At 42.1% G+C, this 14,429-nt stretch carries 12 protein-coding genes; 10 read left to right on the top strand and 2 right to left on the bottom strand.

Annotation, left to right across the window (positions count from 1 at the left end):
• The 10 genes from G500_RS0104650 to G500_RS0104585 form a co-directional block, all read left to right on the top strand.
• A partial coding sequence (locus G500_RS0104650; RefSeq protein WP_027001740.1) for a GxxExxY protein occupies positions 1-390 on the top strand: 390 nt, incomplete at its 5' end.
• A gap of 358 nt (positions 391-748) precedes the next feature.
• On the top strand, positions 749-2,491 hold the full coding sequence (lysS, locus tag G500_RS0104645) for a lysine--tRNA ligase (RefSeq protein WP_027001739.1): 1,743 nt from the start codon (positions 749-751) through the stop codon (positions 2,489-2,491).
• Positions 2,492-2,726: 235 nt separating this feature from the next.
• The gene (locus tag G500_RS0104640) at positions 2,727-3,821 is read left to right on the top strand and encodes a Fe(3+) ABC transporter substrate-binding protein (RefSeq protein WP_027001738.1); all 1,095 of its coding nucleotides are present in this window, start codon (positions 2,727-2,729) and stop codon (positions 3,819-3,821) included.
• 195 nt (positions 3,822-4,016) lie between these two features.
• A complete protein-coding gene (locus G500_RS0104635) occupies positions 4,017-4,436 on the top strand; it encodes a hypothetical protein (protein ID WP_027001737.1) in 420 nt (139 codons plus the stop codon).
• A gap of 155 nt (positions 4,437-4,591) precedes the next feature.
• Positions 4,592-5,293 carry a hypothetical protein gene (locus G500_RS0104625; protein ID WP_027001736.1) on the top strand — a complete coding sequence of 234 codons (702 nt, stop codon included), beginning with the start codon at positions 4,592-4,594 and terminating at the stop codon, positions 5,291-5,293.
• A gap of 376 nt (positions 5,294-5,669) precedes the next feature.
• Entirely contained in the window at positions 5,670-7,328 is a 1,659-nt protein-coding gene (locus G500_RS0104615) for an Ig-like domain-containing domain (RefSeq protein WP_027001735.1), read from the top strand.
• Positions 7,329-7,626: 298 nt separating this feature from the next.
• Complete coding sequence (locus G500_RS0104610) at positions 7,627-8,055, top strand: DUF559 domain-containing protein (protein WP_027001734.1); 429 nt, start codon at positions 7,627-7,629, stop codon at positions 8,053-8,055.
• A gap of 575 nt (positions 8,056-8,630) precedes the next feature.
• Positions 8,631-9,881, top strand: a complete 1,251-nt coding sequence (locus tag G500_RS0104595; protein WP_211220136.1) for a M16 family metallopeptidase — start codon at positions 8,631-8,633, stop codon at positions 9,879-9,881.
• Between the two features lie 18 nt (positions 9,882-9,899).
• Positions 9,900-10,949, top strand: coding sequence for a complex I subunit 1/NuoH family protein (locus G500_RS0104590; protein WP_027001731.1), 1,050 nt, complete (start codon positions 9,900-9,902; stop codon positions 10,947-10,949).
• Between the two features lie 25 nt (positions 10,950-10,974).
• Entirely contained in the window at positions 10,975-12,294 is a 1,320-nt protein-coding gene (locus tag G500_RS0104585; RefSeq protein WP_027001730.1) for an anthranilate synthase component I family protein, read from the top strand.
• 53 nt (positions 12,295-12,347) lie between these two features.
• Here G500_RS0104585 and G500_RS0104580 read toward each other — a convergent pair whose 3' ends face one another.
• The gene (locus G500_RS0104580; protein WP_027001729.1) at positions 12,348-13,754 is read right to left on the bottom strand and encodes a hypothetical protein; all 1,407 of its coding nucleotides are present in this window, start codon (positions 13,752-13,754) and stop codon (positions 12,348-12,350) included.
• Between the two features lie 72 nt (positions 13,755-13,826).
• Complete coding sequence (gene rbfA / locus G500_RS22335) at positions 13,827-14,264, bottom strand: 30S ribosome-binding factor RbfA (protein WP_051203284.1); 438 nt, start codon at positions 14,262-14,264, stop codon at positions 13,827-13,829.
• Positions 14,265-14,429: the final 165 nt, after the last annotated feature.

The raw sequence follows: 14,429 nt of genomic DNA, 5'->3' as shown, positions 1-14,429 counted from the left end.
AAGGTGCTTCGTAAGTTTCAATCGTTTATGAAAGAGCAGTATAGTGAAAAAAATAATAAGTTGATAGAGCGAGAATGGCGTTTGATATTTTTAGCATTTTTAAAACCAATAATCAATGGTAAGGGACATGATTTTAAAGAGGTTGAAACTTCGGAGGAGAAACGTTTGGATATAGTGGTTACGTATTTGTCTGAAAAACATATCGTCGAGCTTAAAATTTGGCGTGGTGAAGCCTCTCACCAAAGGGGTTTGGAGCAACTTGTGAATTATTTGGAGATTCAGGGTGCTATCAAAGGCTGGCTCTTGATATTTGATGATAGGGAAAAACCCTCTTGGCGCGAAGAATGGATACACCACAAAGGGAAGGATATTTTTGCCGTTTGGGTGTAAGGTATGATATTTCAAAAAAATAGCTATAAATCATATAAAATTAGACTGGTAAAGTTTGCCTTTATCATCAAGATGCCTTACACAAAAATAAACAAAAAATAGCAGGTTACAAAACCATTTATCGTTTTGGGTGGTCGAAAATGAGGGAAAATGTCATCTTCCCACACCAATACAGGGACAAGATAGGTTTTCTATAGATGTGCGAAGCTGGAGCTTCGCGCTACAGTTTAAAAACAAAAAACCTCGCCGACGGCTAACAGCCTCGTCGACGGTTTCAGAGGACTAAAAAATAATTTGCGGCTATCATTTTTTCGCCTTACCTTTGCCTTTTAGATAAAAAAAAATCAATCTCTATTCTATGCAAATTCTGAGCGAACAAGAAATGTTGCGCCGAGGCAAGCTCGAGGAGCTTCGCAAATTGGGCATTGAGCCTTATCCTGCGGCACTCTATCCCGTATCTGATTATTCCGAAGATATAAAGCGAAAATTTGAAGCAGAGGGCGAAAAAGAACCTCAAAAGTTTGAATCGGTTTGTATGGCAGGCAGAATAATGAGCTTCCGTATTCAAGGCAGTGCCTCCTTTGCCGAAATTCAGGATAGCAAGGGCAGAATGCAGATTTATGTACGCCGTGATGATATTTGTCTCCAAGAAGATAAGACACTTTACAATACAGTCTTTAAAAAGCTATTAGACATTGGCGATTTTATAGGAGTCAAAGGGTTTATTTTCAAAACACAATTAGGAGAAACCACGCTGCACGTACAAAAATTGACGGTTTTAGCCAAAACCTTACGTCCGCTTCCGATTGTAAAAGAAAGCAAAGATGAGGCTGGAAATGTCGTGCGCTACGACGAATTTTCAGACCCCGAATTGCGATACCGTCAGCGTTATGTAGATTTGGTGGTCAATCCGCAGGTGAAGGAGGTTTTTAGAAAGCGCACACAAATATTTCAATCCTTGCGTCAATTTTTTAATGACAAAGGCTATTTAGAAGTAGAAACGCCTATCTTACAAGCCATTCCTGGAGGGGCGGCTGCGCGTCCTTTCACTACCCATCACAACGCCTTAGATATGCCGCTTTATTTGCGTATCGCAAACGAATTGTATCTCAAAAGGCTTATTGTAGGGGGGTTTGAAGGCGTTTATGAATTTGCCAAAGACTTCCGAAATGAGGGTATGGATAGAACCCACAACCCCGAATTTACGGTAATGGAAATCTATGTAGCCTACAAAGACTATAATTGGATGATGGAATTTACCGAACAAATGCTCGAAAAAGTAGCCTTAGATGTACACGGCACAACGCAGGTGCAGGTAGGCGATAAAATCATCGATTTCAAAGCCCCTTATCGTCGCGTTACGATGTATCAGGCAATAGAAGAACATACGGGTATTGATATTTCTAAAATGGACATTGCTCAATTAAGAGAAGTTTGTCAGAAATTGAAGATAGAAACGGACGAAAGTATGGGCAAAGGCAAGCTCATTGATGAAATTTTTGGTGAATATGCCGAAAAACATTACATACAGCCTACCTTCATTACAGATTATCCTTTGGAGATGTCGCCACTTTGTAAAAAGCACCGTAACGACCCTACCCTAACGGAGCGTTTTGAGTTAATGGTCAATGGAAAAGAACTTTGCAATGCCTATTCCGAGCTAAACGACCCCATAGACCAGCGCGAGCGTTTTGAAGAGCAGATGGGACTTCTGCACGCAGGTGATGATGAGGCAATGCGTATTGATTTGGACTTCCTTCGCGCCTTAGAGTACGGTATGCCCCCTACTTCGGGTATGGGTATCGGTATGGATAGGCTTACGATGTTAATGACCAATCAACCTTCTATTCAAGATGTTTTGTTTTTCCCCCAAATGCGCCCTGAAAAACAGCCCCAAGTAGCCAAAAAAGAAGACTACACTGCACTTGGCATCAGAGAGGAGCTAATTCCCATTCTTCAAAAGTTGGGCTTTCTAACCATAGAAGAACTCAAAAAAGCCTCCGCTTCCAAACTTCTAAACGATATTGGCGGTATGCGTAAAAAAATGAAATTAGACATCAAAGCTGCCACCAAAGAAGAAATAGAGAGTTGGTTGCAATAAATAAGACCAAAAACAAAAGTATCTGAAAAATGTTCGCCGTTGTTTCGCCGTTGTTTGTGTCCCACAAACGACCAAAAACCAAAAACTAACAGTTCTTTGAGATCTGTTAGTTTTTTATTGACTTTTTCGCGGCTTTTTGCCTCGTTTGGGTTTGTTTTTAAAAAGAGAAGCCCTACCTTTGTGTTTTATTTAAAATCATTCTAAATAAGTCTTTTCATTCTAACCCCACTCGTATATGTTACACTTCAAAAAGTCTAAGGTCTTTTTACCCTTGCTTACCGTTCTTTCGCTTCTTTTGGGTATGATGTCTTGTCAGAAGAAAGAAGGACAAGGTACTGAAAATCAGGTAGTAGAGGAGAAAAAAGACTCGGCAAAGGTTGTCAATCTGTATTCGCAAAGACACTATGCTTCTGACGATTCGCTCTATAAAATTTTTGAGGAGCGCACAGGTATCAAGGTGAATGTGGTGAAGGCTTCTGCCGATGAATTGATGAACAAAATGGAAATGGAGGGTGCAGACTCGCCTGCCGACTTGTTTATTACCGCCGACGCAGGCAGATTGCAGCGTGCCAAGATGAAGGGACTTTTGCAGCCTTTGGTTTCCGAAACGCTCAATAGCCAAGTGCCTGCCTATTTGCGTGATGCTGATAATCAATGGTTTGCCCTTACGACGCGGGCGCGTGTAATTGTTTTTGACAAAAAGAAACACAATTTGGATAGCACCTTCAACTATGAAAATTTGGCAGATGCCAAATGGAAAGGCAAACTTTTGATTCGCTCTTCGGAAAATCCTTACAATCAGTCGCTTATGGCTTCTATCCTTGCCAGCAGCGGCGAAGAAGCGGCAGAAAAATGGGCGAAGGGGGTTGTCGCAAATATGGCACGCGAACCCAAAGGCGGCGACCGCGACCAGATTAAAGCCATTGCCGCAGGTGAGGGTGAAATTGCCGTTGTCAATAGCTACTATTTGGCACAGATGCTAAAAGACCAAGACGAGGAAGTGCGCAAAGCGGCAGAAATGGTAGGCGTGTGCTTTCCAAACCAGAGCAATCGTGGCACACATATCAACATCAGCGGCGCAGGGATTGCCAAAAATGCCCCTAATTTGGAAAATGCCCGCTTGCTTTTGGAATTTCTTACCAGTGCCGAAGCGCAGGCTACCTATGCAAATTCCGAGTGCGAGTTTCCTTTGATAGAAGGCTCTGATATTACGAAAAATCACCCTATTTTGAAGGATTGGAATTTCAAAGCTGATAAAGAAAACTTGCAGAAATTAGGCGAGTTTCAGGAAAAAGCCATCTTGCTTTTTGATAAAGTGATGTGGAAATAAGACAGCCTTGAAAAGCCAACGTTTTAAACATTTTTTCTAAACAAAACATCTAATAGGTGAGGGTAGGGATAAAGCCTGCTCTCACCTATTCGCATGGCTGCAAAAGTGAAATGCTATCAAAACAATCAAATTTAATGTTTTTAACCAGCTTTCAAATAAATTTTTATACAAACTTTTGACAAAATTTTTATCAACATGAAACCCGATTTCGCAATTTTTCACGAAGACGACCTTATCTTGATACACTATCAAGAAACCCGTAAGTACCTGCATACCCTTTGGCGCACCACTTACGACACTACCGAAGAGGCATACAAAGCCACCATGCGACACTATGTTCGCGCTTTAAAAGAATTAAGTCCCAGATGTGTCTTGATAGATGCGCGTCCTTCTACTTATACCATTCCGCCAGAAGTGCAGGAGTGGATTTCTGAAAATGTCTATCCCGTTGCGCCGCAGGCAGGAGTAGAAAAGTTGGCGTTTGTTGTTACGACAGACGAAATTGCGCAACTAAGCATCGAGCAAGCTGTGGAAGATGGGCAACAGGTAGCGAACTTTTTAGACCAACGCTTTTTCGACGACCCCGAAAAGGCAGAAAATTGGTTGCTCGAATGATACAAGCAGTAAAGATAACTTTTCTTAAAGATTGATAAAAGCGGAGCGGCGCATTGTATTTTGCTTATCTTTGTGGCTTATTTTATCAGGCTTGGAATCTATCGGGATTTCGATGCCCCCTTTATTCAAATCCTTACGCCCAAAAAAGATTGACAATGACCCTGTTACATACTTTTAGAGCCGCTCCGCTTTCTTTTTCTTGCCTTTTATGTGCGCTTTTGTTATTAGGTGCTTGTAGTCAAGAAAAAAAACAAGAAAATGCGACCGATACTACCGCTCAAACGGCAGAGGCAGGCGAAGGAAAAGTAGTCCTCGCGCCTGTGGAAGCAAAGACGGGATTGATTCGCGCCGAAGTTGTCCTACAAGAGGAGTGGATACGCTCCCTTTGCAACATTGCGCCTGATACGGCAGTGGAAGTCAAGCACAACAAAGCCATGATGTTGCTTATTTCCAACTTTCGTTGGCGCAAAACGAATTGGCAACAAATTCAGGCACAAAACGCAAAAGGCGGGGAGATACAATCCTACGACCATATAATTCAGGTGCATTACGCCAAAGGGCAGATTTTGAAAGATGCCAAATCGCTCGACGAAGAATTTGCGCGTCAGAAAGCCGTTTTTGCCAAAGTAAAAGACCCTGCCAACAACAAAAATTTCATAGAACGCCCCACTACGCCTGTGGAAGGGGTTGGAAAACAAGCCTTTTGGGAGCCAGAGTCGAAAAAGTTGTTAGTTGCTACTTCAAATGCCGTTTTTATGGTTAAAAATAGCTACAAGTCTGACACCAAAGACGAGTTAGCAATAGCCAAAGAGATTGCAGCGCATTTGGAAAAGCAGTTGCAAACTCCTGCCCTTTAAAATCAACCGCCTCAATTTTGTCTTGCCCTTTGTGGTTAGTGATGTTAAATTCTAAAAAATAGGTTCGAATGTAGGTACAAGGCAGTGCCTTGTCCTATGCTCCAAACCCTAAGGGTCTTCAAGACCCTTAGGGTTTAAGTCCAAATTTTATTACAGAACTTAACATTACTGCTTTGTCGGTAGGCTTTATGAAAAAAAAGTATTTTCGAATTTTGAGCGAAATAAAAGTTTATTTTGGTCTTGTTTTGAATTTTGATACAAAATTTTATTTCATTTTTTTTAAATAAAAACAACACAAACTTTTCGCCTTGCCTTTTGCCTATTCAAAAGGTAGAGGCGAAATTTATCTCTTTCTCACGTTTTTTATTTCTTTCGCATGCGTTTTGAAGCTCTTTTTTCTTGGTTTTTGATGGTAGTAGGCGTTGGCAGTTTGGCGTGGTTGCTACAAAGTTGTGCCAGCCAAAGTATGCCTTCGGGCGGTCCCAAAGATGAAACTTCGCCTAAGTTGGTAGCGACCTTTCCCAGCGACCAATCTACCAATTTCAAAGGCACACAGATTATTTTACAATTTGATGAAGACATACAGGTAAAAAATCTGACCCAAGAACTGCAAATTGTTCCCAACATCGATAGCAAGTTTAAGCACCGCATCAAGCGCAACCTTTTACTTTTAGACTTCGAAAAGCCCTTTGCCGATAGTACCACTTATTCGCTTTTTTTTGGCGAAAGCATAGGCGACATTACCGAATTTAATAAGCCAGAGAACATCAAAATTGCTTTTAGCACGTGGCAGCAAATCGACTCTTTTTATGTAGAAGGTATCGTCAAGAATTTATTAGCCGATAAGCCCGCCAAAAGCGTTTTGGTTACGCTCTACAACGCCAAAGATACGCTCGATGTGCAAAATGATAAGCCACTTTATTATGCCAAAACCGACACCACAGGCTACTTTATCATCTCCAACATCAAGGCAGGCGACTATTTTCTCTACGCCCTACAAGAAGACAAAGGCGATTACAAATACAACAAACATGGCGAAAAAATAGGCTTCCTGACCCAAGAAATAGCCATTCGACAGCCTAAAATCGAACCCCAATTTTTATACCTCGCTGACTACGATTTGCGTAGGTTTAAATTTGTGAGTGCCAGACCCAGAAGTCAATTTTTTGAAGTCAAATACAACAAGGGCATCAAAAATGCAGAAATTAGCTTTGCCGATTCGCGCTACGATACGCTCTTTTTTCCCAAAATAGAAGAAGGCGTTATCACCTTTTTCAATAAAAACGAAACGCCCGATTCGGTACGTACCACTTTGCGCATAACCGATTCTACCGACGTAACCTTAGATACAACCCTAACTGTCCGCTTCGAGGAAGTCAAGCGCAAAGCGAAGATGAGCTTTTCGGCAAAAGAATCGCCTGCCAATAGTGTGCGTCAAAGTCCCGACATCGAGCAGCTCGACTCTTTGGTGCTTACTTTTTCAAAGCCCGTCTTGTCCATAGATTTTGACAGCATGGGCTATACCATCGATACGCTCAAAAATTACACTACCTTTGCGCCTACCGATTGGCTTTTGAGCAAAGATAGGCAAACTTTGCGCTTGCTCAAATCCATTCCCTTCGAGTCGCGCATTGCCTTCAATTTCAGACCCAAAACCTTTGTTTCGATAGAAAATGACACCCTGACGCAGGAAACAAAGTTGGAATATATGAAAAACAAGGTAGAAGATTTGGGTCTTATGCGCGGAAAAATAGTGTCGCCTTATCCCGTTTTTTTGCAGGTCTTGGGGCTTGGCGATAAGGTAGAAAAGGAATTGTACCTCGACATCAAAAATGGCGAAATGCCCTTTGAGGTCAATTATTTGAGCGCAGGAAAGAAGAAGTTGCGCCTTTTGGTAGATGAAAATAGGAATGGCAGATGGGAAAATGGCAGTTTCGAGCAGCGCGTTTTGCCCGAAAAAGTGGTGCATTTTGGAAAGGAAATAGAAGTACGCGCAAATTGGGAAGTGGAAGGGCTTGAAGTGCAGGTGCGCTAAAAAGGCTTTTCTATCCGCTGGCTATGAACGTCTTGTATAAAAAAGCAACAAAAAATGGCAGTCAAATTTGGCAGGCTACTAAAAAAAGTGTATCTTTACCTAATACATTTGTCTGTCTGAATAAAGCGCACGCAGCAGTGGCTTTGTCGTCCCCGACTTGTAGTCAAGAGATTTCATATCCTTTTATTGTTTGTTTTTTTATTTCACATAAATTTTAGACCAAGTGAGCAAGAGATTAGAACGTTATCATTGCTTGGTGTGTAAAAGCAAAATTCCAACCGAAGAGCATCATCTTTCTATGCAGCAAACTGGCGGCTCGCTCTGTACCCAACACCGTCAAGAGTTATTGAGCAAAATGAATTATACGACCCCTGAAGCTCGCCTTTTGTATTTTGCCCTATTGCACCGCAACATTCCTGCGATTGTAGAAAAGTTCGATGGCTATAATCACATCGATATTGCCGTACCCGAAGCACGTGTAAATGTGGAAGTAGATGGATTGCACCACAATCATAGCTCCCAACAAGCCTTAGCCGACCTAAAACGCACACTTCACTCCTTCCGACGTGGCTACTATACCCTTCGCATACCCAATTCGCTGGTACGTGAGTGTTTGGAAGAAACGGCAGACCATGTGGCGCGTTTTGTGGTGGAGAGCATGAAAAAAATCCAAGCCGAACAGCAGCAAGAAAACCCACGCAAACGCCGCATTACCCTTGATTATTAAAGATTATCAAAACATATTAAAGATTGCTAATCTTCTCTTTCTAAAAGGCTATAATGTTAAGTTCTAAAAATTAGCTCGAATGTAGGGACAAGGCAGTGCCTTGTCCTATGCCCCAAACCCTAAGGGTCTTCAAGACCTTTAGGGTTTAAGCCCAAATTTTATTTCGTGTCAGATTTGACAAAACAAGAATTTTCGCAGAACTTAACATCACTAAGCGTTGCTACAACCGTCAGAAGGTCAAAAAATGGGGTTTTGTGCTTTGCTCAAACCTGCTGAACCCCCACCCTGCCCTCCCCCCATAGGGGAGGGTTCGAAAACCAAATCATTTTTTTATGCGAGCATAAAAAAATGATACCGCATAAAAGCCCCGCCCTATGGGGGCGGGGTTTGGGGTGGGGTGCATTTAAGGCTTTTATCGTTGTAACAACGCCCATTACTGGGTTTTTGTATCGTATATTTTGGATTTTCATAAAATTGAACACCTTACGGAGAAAGGCAACTTCGGATACCTCAAATCAAAAGCCGCCTGATTTTTAGCCTCTTTGGGGGCAAAAAGTGCCACGTCAAAAGATAGAATGAACATAGAACACTACCAACAGCATACCTTTCCCAACGGGATTCGCCTCATTCATAGGCAGGTAAGCCATACGCGCATTGCCCACTGCGGCTTCGCGCTCAATATCGGCAGTCGCGACGAAACGCCCGCCCAACTTGGCATTGCCCACTTTTGGGAACACATGGCATTTAAGGGGACAAAGAAGCGAAAAGCCTATCATATCCTAAACCGCTTAGACGCGCTTGGGGGCGAACTCAATGCTTTTACTTCCAAAGAGCAAATCTTTTTTTACGCCTCTATCTTGGAAGAGCATTTCGAAAAAGCCGCCGACGTACTCACCGACATTACCTTTCATTCTGTCTTTCCTGAAAGGGAGATTTTCAAGGAGCGCGGCGTGATTTTAGAAGAAATGGCAATGTATCGCGACAATCCTGCCGAATCCATCGACGACGATTTTGATGGCATTGTCTTTGGCTCGCACCCTTTGGGACAGCCTGTCTTGGGTACGCCCGAAAGTGTTTCGTCTTTCGGAAAGCCTGATTTTGAGCAGTTTATCGCCCAACGCCTCAATACAGAAAAACTCATCTTTGTATCGGTCAGCAGCCTATCTTTCGAAAAAGTCAAGCGCACCTTAGAACGCTATTTGGAAGATGTGCCTGCCCTTTATGGTAGCCTCGAAAGGGAATTGCCAAAACCGCTCCCTGCCCAGCGTTTGGAAGAGCGCAAACCTTCGCTTTCACAAGCCAACGGCGTGATGGGGAGAGCTACTTATTCTTTTTACGACAAAAAAAGGCTGCCCTTTGTCTTGCTCACAAACCTTTTGGGCGGCAATGGCATGAATACGCGCCTAAATCTGACCCTACGCGAAAAGTATGGATTGGTCTATGGCGTAGAAGCCTCGTCTTCTTTTTTCTCTGATTCGGGGATTTTTTCTATCAATTTCGCCACCGACAAAAAAACATTGCCCAAGACGCTGCACCTCATTGAAAAAGAATTAGACAAATTGCGACATCAAAAATTGGGTACATTACAGCTTCATTCTGCCAAACAGCAGCTAAAAGGGCAACTTGCCATGTCTGCCGAAAGCAATTCGGGGCTGATGCTTACGATGGGGAAATATTTTCTGATGCAACAGCACATGCCCACTTGGAAGGATACCTTCGATGCCATCGATGGCATTACGGCGGAGCTATTGCTCGAAATTGCGCAGGAGCAGTTTGCGCCCGATAGCCTCTCTACCCTGATTTATGTGCCTGAAAATCAAGACTAAACACGCTCTTTTCTTGTTATGGTGCTTTATTTTGTTTCGGTTTTGATACTTTTACTTACCTTTGCTTTGGTAGGGGTCTATGCCGAGCGCAAAATTTCGGGTCTGATACAAGACCGTCTGGGACCTATGCAGACGGGGAAATATGGCAGTTTGCAGACCTTTGCCGATGTCCTCAAACTTCTACAAAAGGAGGACATTGTGCCGCAGGTGGTCAATCGCTTTTTATTCAAACTTGCGCCGCTTCTGGTCTTTGCTTCCGTTGTGGGCGTTTACGCGCTACTTCCCCTGCATCAGGGCGGCAGTGCGGCGCAAAGCCCTTTAGCGATATATGCGATTTTGGCGATACTGACCTTTGATGTTTTGGGGATTTTATTGGCAGGTTGGGCATCGAATAGCAAATTTGCCCTTTATGGTGCTTTGCGGGCTGTCGCCCAAATGATAGCCTATGAAATTCCGCTTATCCTTTCGCTCTTGGCGGTGGCAGTGTATGGAGGCAGCCTCGATTTGCAAATTCTAAGCCTACAACAAGGCATCTTTTCGCCTACCGCAATTACAATTTGGGGTCTCGAACTCAAAGAAATAGGGGGCTTCACTACTTGGCATGTGGTGCAGATGCCGCTGCTGGGGTTTGTGTTTCTTATCTTTTTTATTGCATCTTTGGCAGAGGCAAACCGCGCTCCCTTTGATTTGCCCGAAGCCGAATCCGAACTTATTGCAGGCTTTCAAACCGAATATTCGGGCATGCGATGGGCTTTGCTGATGCTGGCAGAATACGGCATGATGCTCCTTTCGGCTCTTTTGGCTGTGGTTCTTTTTTTTGGCAGTTGGAACACGCCCTTGCCCAATATCGGCACTTGGCAACTTGCGCATTGGACAAGCGGCACATTTTGGTCTATCTTTTGGCTCTTTACAAAGGCACTCTTGCTCGTTTATGTTCAGATGTGGGTCAGATGGACGTATCCGCGCTTGCGCATAGACCAACTGATGGCGTTAGCTTGGAAATACCTCCTTCCTTTTTCGTTGCTCTTGCTGGTTTTGGTAGCTTGTATAAGAGTTTTAAGCCTATAAAAATTACCTCAATCGCCCTTTAAGCATGAAAAAATACAAAGTAAGTAGAAATTTTAAAGAAAAAATCTTACAATACTCGTTGAATTGCGACACTTTTTTGGCTCTCGATTCGGCTCAAATTCTGTATCCAAAGGGTGCGTTTCGTCTTTTTTTTGCTTTTGGCAGCAATCGCACCCTGATTGCTGATGCACAAACGCCCGATTTTCTAACCGCCTTAGCCGACTTTCAAGCCCAAGCCGCAGAAAGGCAGCATTGGATTTTAGGTTATTTAGGATATGATTTAAAAAATCAAATAGAATCTTTTTTAAAAAGCCAAAATCCCGACGCGCTCGAAATGCCCGAAGGTTTCTTTTTCGAACCTACTTATTTGATAGAATGGCTACCAGCAAGCGAACAAGTTGTTTTTTGGCAAGGTAAAGAGCCTGAAAAGATTTTACAAGAAATTGAAAATATAAGGCTTATTTCCCATAAAAAAAAGTATTTTAATACTAATCAAAAAAAGAAAACCATACTGCCCACTGTTACACAAAAAGAATATGAAGCACAGGTAGAAAAGTTGAAAAACCATATTGAAGAAGGCGATATTTACGAAATAAATTATTGTATAGAATTTCTAATTCAAAATTTTGAGTTGCAGGAGCAAGACTGTATTGCCCTTTTTTCGCTACTTTCCCAGCACGCGCCCATGCCTTTTTCGGCTTACCTCAAATGGCAAAATTTCTTCGTACTCTGTGCCTCGCCCGAACGTTTTTTGAAAAAAGAAGGCAAAAGGCTTATTTCACAACCCATAAAAGGTACTATCCGACGTGGAAAAAATGCCGAAGAAGATGAAATTTTAAAACACTATTTGAAAAATAATGAAAAAGAACGCGCCGAAAATATGATGATTGTAGATTTGGTGCGCAATGATTTGGCGCGAAGTGCTACCATTGGCACGACAGAAGCGACGGAACTTTTTGGCATTTACACCTTTAAGCAGTTGCACCAAATGATTTCTACCGTAGAAGCCGAGCTTGCGCCTGATTGCACTTGGGCAGAGGCTTTGCGTCATGCTTTTCCAATGGGTAGTATGACGGGTGCGCCCAAAATTAGGGCAATGCAACTTATCGAAGCCTATGAAAAGCAGAAAAGAGGTTTGTATTCAGGTGCGATAGGCTTTGTATCGCCTTCACAAGATTTTGATTTTAATGTAGTCATTCGTACTTTTTTGTACCATAAAAAGAAAAAATTAGGCTCTTTTCAAGTCGGAAGTGCCATTACCATCGATGCGCTGCCCGAAAAGGAATGGGAAGAATGTTTGCTAAAAGCCGAAACTTGGCGGAAACTACTTTCAGACTATATTTGAAAATAGCTAAAATAGCAAAAGCATAAAAAGCAAGTAAGTATAAAAAATATTTGCTAATTATCTTTCAGAAAATAAATATTGTCTTTTTGTTCGTATTTTTTGCGAATGGGTGGCAATTTATCGAGAAGCCTTTTGGCATCTCCTTCTAAATCGATGATAACTTCGGGAGGATTTTGGTTGAAATCTTCGTATAATTTGTTTATGATTTCGTAGTTATTAAGATTTTTAAAGTAGTTTTTGGTCAAATCTGTATTCAAGTAGGGGGTAGCCATTTTGTTTTTTAGATAATAACTTAAATCATTTCCTACTACCCAAACCTGCTTGTTTTCTATTACAAGGTGCTTATCTGATTTTTTTTCGGGTGCGGGCTGTTGGATAAGCAACTTGTTTTTTTGTATAAAAGTCTGAAAATCAGGAAGATAAGTTTCTAACCCATAGGCTGTAAGACTGCTTAGGGCAATTATCCAGAAGAAAATTTCTGCCTGCCACCTCTTTTTTATCAACAACAAGGCGTGAGTAAAGAAAAAGGCTAAAATTGGCACGAAAAAAATAAAAATAAAACTTCCTACTTCATAGGTAAAAGCAACGACTAAAATTCCTACCAAAAACCAAAGTAGCATCATGCGCTGCGAATAAATTTGAAAGTTGTGAAACACTCCTTTAAGGCTTACTTGCAAATAACAGACAAGAAACCAAAATAGTGGAATTGCTACCACAAAGGCGATACTCTGCCAAGATAAATACCAAAAAGGTTTGAATTTGAGGTGTAAAAATAGCGTTTGTTGGAAAAAGATAAAAAATCTATCTGTAAAATAAAAATAGGTGAGAATGGCTAAAAGTGGCAATAAAAAACCGATAAGCGATAATAGGTACTGTCGTAGGGTAGTGGTGCGAAAAACGGAAAGTCCCACCATCAGCCAAGCCAAATAAAAAAGGCTGGGTAGGTAGAAAAGCGTTGCGATACCAATGTAGAAGCCAATTTTGAAAAGGGCAACGTCGCTGCTATTATCTGCCAAAAGAAAGACGCGCGAAAGCACCAAAAGTAAGAAAAACATCGCCATCAGGGGGGGCGTGAGCGTGAGTTCGTCTAAATAAAGGCTGCCTAAAAGGGCGTAGAAAAAGGCAGGCAGGTAGGTGCGTTCCTGAAAAAAATCCTTTTGTATCAGGAATAAGTTAAAATGTGCTGCCTGATAAAATAAAAGTAATAAACCTATAATTTTGAGCGTCAGAAAAGAACGCCCTACAATCGCCTCAATACCCTCATACACCCAAGCTGAAAGCGGCATCATATTTTCCCAAACGCTGCGATATAGCCCTGCCGACTCTGTTATTTTTTCGCCTACCAAAAGCCAGCGCATCTCTATTTGTAGCGGGGCAGTATGCGGAAACCAAAGCAAAAGTAGGAGTAAGAAGGGAAAAATAAGCCGAAAAGGGTCATTTATACGAAGCAAACTAAGCATTCGAGCGGGCGTAGTGAGGTATGAGAGGAAGGGTAAAGACTTGAAAATGAGAGAGAAAGGCAAAAGAGGCGTTTAGAAGTCGTCTTCGGAAAGAGGCGGTTCTGATGTACCTTTTTTAGGTTTTGCGTCAGCGTCAGATTCGGGAGCAGGTATGTGCAAACTTTCTAAGAGTGCGTCTATTTTTTGGGCTTCTGCCTCTGTGGTATCGAGTAGAAATTGCAGTTCGGGAACGCGGCGTAGCTGGTGACGCACTTTTTGTCCTAACTCTTGTCGGATAAGTCCTTTTTTATCTTCAATAAGAAGTAAAGTTTCTTTATCGCTTGGGGCAGCCTGCTGCTGTGTGCCATGCAAGATGCTGATATAAACACGTGCCACGCTCAAATCGGGCGTAACTTTTACGTCTGTTAGGGTGATAAAAGCACCTTTCCAGAGGCTATTATGATGTAATAAAATTTCGCCTAAATCCTTTTGCACCTGTTTGGCGACTTGCTTTTGTCGTTTGCTTTCCATATTAGAATAAAATTGAGAAACAAAACGCAAAGGTAGGAAAAAAATAGCTTTCATGTGTGCCTTTGTCGGATAAAGTCAGGTAAAGACCTTAAAATTCATATCCCAAAAGGGCATGGCTCTTTGTAGTGGCGAGCTAAAAATGGCAGTGGGTTGTACCAAAAATTT

The sequence above is a fragment of the Hugenholtzia roseola DSM 9546 genome, assembly GCF_000422585.1.
GTDB classification, from domain to species: domain Bacteria; phylum Bacteroidota; class Bacteroidia; order Cytophagales; family Bernardetiaceae; genus Hugenholtzia; species Hugenholtzia roseola.
This window is presented reverse-complemented; position numbering and strand designations above follow the sequence as displayed.

Coding starts and splice junctions, on each gene's coding strand:
- G500_RS0104610 (WP_027001734.1), top strand. CDS start 7,627: ATGCAGCAAACTGGCGGCTCGCTCTGTACCCAACACCGTCAAGAGTTA.
- G500_RS0104635 (WP_027001737.1), top strand. CDS start 4,017: ATGAAACCCGATTTCGCAATTTTTCACGAAGACGACCTTATCTTGATA.
- G500_RS0104580 (WP_027001729.1), bottom strand. CDS start 13,754: ATGCTTAGTTTGCTTCGTATAAATGACCCTTTTCGGCTTATTTTTCCC.
- G500_RS0104625 (WP_027001736.1), top strand. CDS start 4,592: ATGACCCTGTTACATACTTTTAGAGCCGCTCCGCTTTCTTTTTCTTGC.
- G500_RS0104640 (WP_027001738.1), top strand. CDS start 2,727: ATGTTACACTTCAAAAAGTCTAAGGTCTTTTTACCCTTGCTTACCGTT.
- G500_RS0104585 (WP_027001730.1), top strand. CDS start 10,975: ATGAAAAAATACAAAGTAAGTAGAAATTTTAAAGAAAAAATCTTACAA.
- rbfA (WP_051203284.1), bottom strand. CDS start 14,264: ATGGAAAGCAAACGACAAAAGCAAGTCGCCAAACAGGTGCAAAAGGAT.
- G500_RS0104595 (WP_211220136.1), top strand. CDS start 8,631: ATGAACATAGAACACTACCAACAGCATACCTTTCCCAACGGGATTCGC.
- G500_RS0104590 (WP_027001731.1), top strand. CDS start 9,900: ATGGTGCTTTATTTTGTTTCGGTTTTGATACTTTTACTTACCTTTGCT.
- lysS (WP_027001739.1), top strand. CDS start 749: ATGCAAATTCTGAGCGAACAAGAAATGTTGCGCCGAGGCAAGCTCGAG.
- G500_RS0104615 (WP_027001735.1), top strand. CDS start 5,670: ATGCGTTTTGAAGCTCTTTTTTCTTGGTTTTTGATGGTAGTAGGCGTT.